Source organism: Microcoleus sp. (genome assembly GCF_049646505.1).
In the GTDB taxonomy this organism is placed as follows: Bacteria; Cyanobacteriota; Cyanobacteriia; order Cyanobacteriales; family Microcoleaceae; genus Microcoleus.
Genome location: NZ_JBARVX010000560.1, coordinates 1 through 3,374 on the forward strand (window position 1 = coordinate 1; position 3,374 = coordinate 3,374).

Consider the following 3,374-nt stretch of genomic DNA (forward strand, 5'->3'; position numbering starts at 1 on the left):
AGAGTCATTAGTCATTGGGAATTGGGAATGGGGCATTGGGCATTGGGAATTGGGCATTAGTCATTAGTCATTAGTCATTAGTCATTAGTCATTAGTCATTAGTCATTAGTCAGTAGGGGCGGTGCCCCCGTGCCCGCCCTCCTGCCGTCATTAGTCATTAGTCATTAGTCATTAGTCATTATCCGGGTTGGGACTCCCCTTTATGAATTCGTCGGTCTCCGCCGACATCGTTTGACTTTCTGGCGGTTTCAACCGCCGAATCATCTCAAACTACATAATAATTCCCATGCAACCATATTCGATCTAATCAACTATTGAACTTTTAAATCAAAGAACCGCCGCCATCAATCCAGACTTCAGTACCCGTGATAAAACTGGATGTATCCGATACCAAAAATAATACTAATTTCGCGATATCTAGGCTCGAACCAGCGGTATTATCAGTCAAAGGAATCATATCTTGAAGGCAATCGCGGTCAACTGGAATGCGATCGAGATGGCGCTTAACAGTGCTTTCATTAATCGCAGTCAGCACCCCGCCCGGACAGATAACATTGACTCTGATGTGACTCGGAGAAAGTTCTAGCGCCAGCATTTTTGCAAAAGCTACTTGGGCCGCTTTGCTGCAAGCATAAGCTGTAGCCCCAACTTTCCTGAAACTTCTGGTGCCATTAATCGATGAGGTAATTACAATCGAACCTCCTTGTTTTTTTAGATAAGGAACTGCATATTTTACAGTCAAAAATGTTCCCGTCAGATTGGTGTTAATTGTCCGTTCCCACTCATCCAGTGCTATCTCTTCTACCGGCGACCAGATACCGTTAATCCCCGCGTTTGCGAACACAATATCAATTCTTTGATATTCGTCAAAAATTGTTTGAAATGCCTGCTGCATTTGCCCAGAATGCCCCACATCTGCGGCAATTGCCAGACCGCACCCTCCTTCGTTGATTAGTTTGCCGACTGTTTCTTGCGCCGTTTCTAAACTTAGATCGATAATAGCAACTTTTGCGCCTTCCTTGGCCATTAAAATTGCTGCTGCACGACCAATTCCCGACCCGCCGCCGGTAATAACGGCAACTTTTTCTGCTAGTTTCATACTTTTTTATGTAATCTTTTTTGGGGCGATGCCTATAAATATAAGTGTAGGGAGATAGGACTGAAGTCATCACTACGAATAGGTTTGAGTCATCAAAAACAGCTAAGTAAAAATTTGTTTGATGCGATTATTATAGCGGTAAGGTGCGCGTAGCGCACCCTACTTTAGACAGAGGATTCCGTCAAGATTGCGGTCATGCTTACTGCTGCGGAACCCAGACAGAAACTGAACCGCCGTTACACCTAAAATCAGCCCAACCATCGTCATTCGTTACGATGGGTTCTTTGACGTGTTCCATGATGTCAATATAAGTTTGATTGGGCTGTCCGACTTCCATAAACTTAGTGCCATCGCCTCCGTTACTTAGTACCACAGCCATGCCGCCAGGGTGTTCTTCGTTTCCTAGTCGCGTCCAGCCAATTGTGTTAGCGTGGTCGAAGTAATCGTATTGATTGCCGTAGGAATAGGTTTGGCGGGCAAACAGCAATTTATCTAGAATCCACTGATGTTTGTCTAACCAAATCTCGTATTCATTGCCATCATTTGCTGTATCTTTATAGCTATCGCCGTAATAATCAGGGTAAAAAATACAGGGATATCCTTCACTCCGCAGCAGGATTAAAGCGTAAGCAAGGGGTTTAAACCAAGACTCGACAACTGATTCTAACGATTGCAAGGGTTGAGAATCGTGGTTGTCAACCAAAGTAACGGCTAGAGCGGGTTGCTGTTGAACGAGGGTGCCGTCGAAAATTGTTCGCAAGTCGTAGCTGTTGCCGGCTTTGCTAGCAGCGTGGAAGTTATAGTGGAGGGGCGCATCAAATAAGGATACTTTACCGTCCGTTGCTTGGATGAAGTAATGCAAAGCTTCCACTTCGTAAGACCAATATTCGCCGACGGCAAATAGGTCGCGTTTGGCATAGTTGCGGACGTGTTCCAACCACTCTTGGAAAAATCCTGCTGCTACGTGTTTGGCCGCATCAAAACGAAATCCGTCAACGTTTGTTGTATCTACGTACCACTCGCCCCAGTATTTTAATTCCCCGGTGACTTCTGGGTTGTCCATATCTAAATCGCAACCCATCAGGTAGTCAAAGTTGCCTTTTTCTAGGTCTACTCCCCAATCAAATTGTTTGCCTTTTAGCAAGTAAACTGCTTTTTCTTCTGTGTTGTAAACGTTGTAATCTATCGCGTCAAAATGCCACCAATGCCACTCCATGCTGGAATATTTTTTGTCGCGCCCTGGGAAAGTAAAATGCGTCCAAGCTTTGATTGTTTGATATTCGCCTACGGTATCATTTCGGTTGTCGGGATGGAAGGGTGTGGCTTCGGCTTCTTCTTGGGCATCTGCACCTAATTTGTGGTTGAAGACGACATCGGCATAAATCCGAATTCCAGCTTCTTGGGCAGCTTTGATTGCGCGCAAATACTCGTCTTTTGTGCCGTATTTAGTGCGTACCGACCCTTTTTGGTCGAATTCGCCTAAATCGAACAAGTCGTAGACGCCATAGCCCACATCCATACCGCCGCCCGTTCCTTTATAGGCGGGTGGCAACCACAGAGATGTAACGCCGATTTTAGCTAAATCCTTTGCAGATTCTGCTAGCTGATTCCACAGGTTTCCGTCATCGGGGGTGTACCAGTGGAAATACTGCATCATGACGCCATTGACTTCAGACATATTAAGTTTTTCCTGTTTTTTTGAGTTGCCAGATATATTTTTTGTTAGTTGCCGATCGCTCTGGCTGTGTCTGCAATTTTAAGATCGATACATATCATAAAATATATAAATTAATAATAAAAAATATCTTTTGATAGATTGACAATTTAGTTCTTTTTTGCTAAGGTTTTTATAGTATATGTAGCCGAGCAAAAAATATTTTCTAAAAATTGTAAATTTTCGATCGCAAATCTGCTGGATATTATGTCAGGTTGAACGAAGATACTTAAGGTTCGATCGTTCTGACTGAAGCGATCGCACCCGAACCTGGTAAAGTTTATTTGCGGGAAATAAGATGATTCTTCGATTGGGTCGATCGCACAACGACCTCTTAACTGTCAAATATCAAGATGTTGCAGGTTCTTCGACTACTCGCTCAATCTTAGTATCCCAAGTACCGCCGATCGCCAATTCGAGCAATCTAAATCCGGGGCCAACTGTGTCGAGGACTATGGGAGAGGTTTTGGGTAAGAGTTGGATGCAGGTACTCGGTGTGCCCAAATAAGCAACTAAACCTCGCTGTTGTTGAAATTCTTGGTGAATGTGGCCGCAAAGGAC

At 44.2% G+C, this 3,374-nt stretch carries 2 protein-coding genes and 1 pseudogene; all 3 read right to left on the minus strand.

All coding sequences use genetic code 11. From position 1 onward, the window contains the following. Window positions 1-322: 322 nt before the first annotated feature. Window positions 323-1,099, minus strand: coding sequence for an SDR family oxidoreductase (locus tag WBA89_RS26340; RefSeq protein WP_424410602.1), 777 nt, complete (start codon window positions 1,097-1,099; stop codon window positions 323-325). Between the two features lie 199 nt (window positions 1,100-1,298). Further along, window positions 1,299-2,777 carry an alpha-amylase gene (locus tag WBA89_RS26345; protein WP_424410604.1) on the minus strand — a complete coding sequence of 493 codons (1,479 nt, stop codon included), beginning with the start codon at window positions 2,775-2,777 and terminating at the stop codon, window positions 1,299-1,301. A gap of 384 nt (window positions 2,778-3,161) precedes the next feature. Continuing rightward, a pseudogene (locus tag WBA89_RS26350) lies at window positions 3,162-3,374 on the minus strand (3',5'-cyclic-AMP phosphodiesterase); the annotation flags it as partial.

Bases quoted from the DNA above. Each gene is read 5' to 3' on its own strand.
- WBA89_RS26345 (WP_424410604.1), bottom strand. From the start codon at position 2,777: ATGTCTGAAGTCAATGGCGTCATGATGCAGTATTTCCACTGGTACACC.
- WBA89_RS26340 (WP_424410602.1), bottom strand. From the start codon at position 1,099: ATGAAACTAGCAGAAAAAGTTGCCGTTATTACCGGCGGCGGGTCGGGA.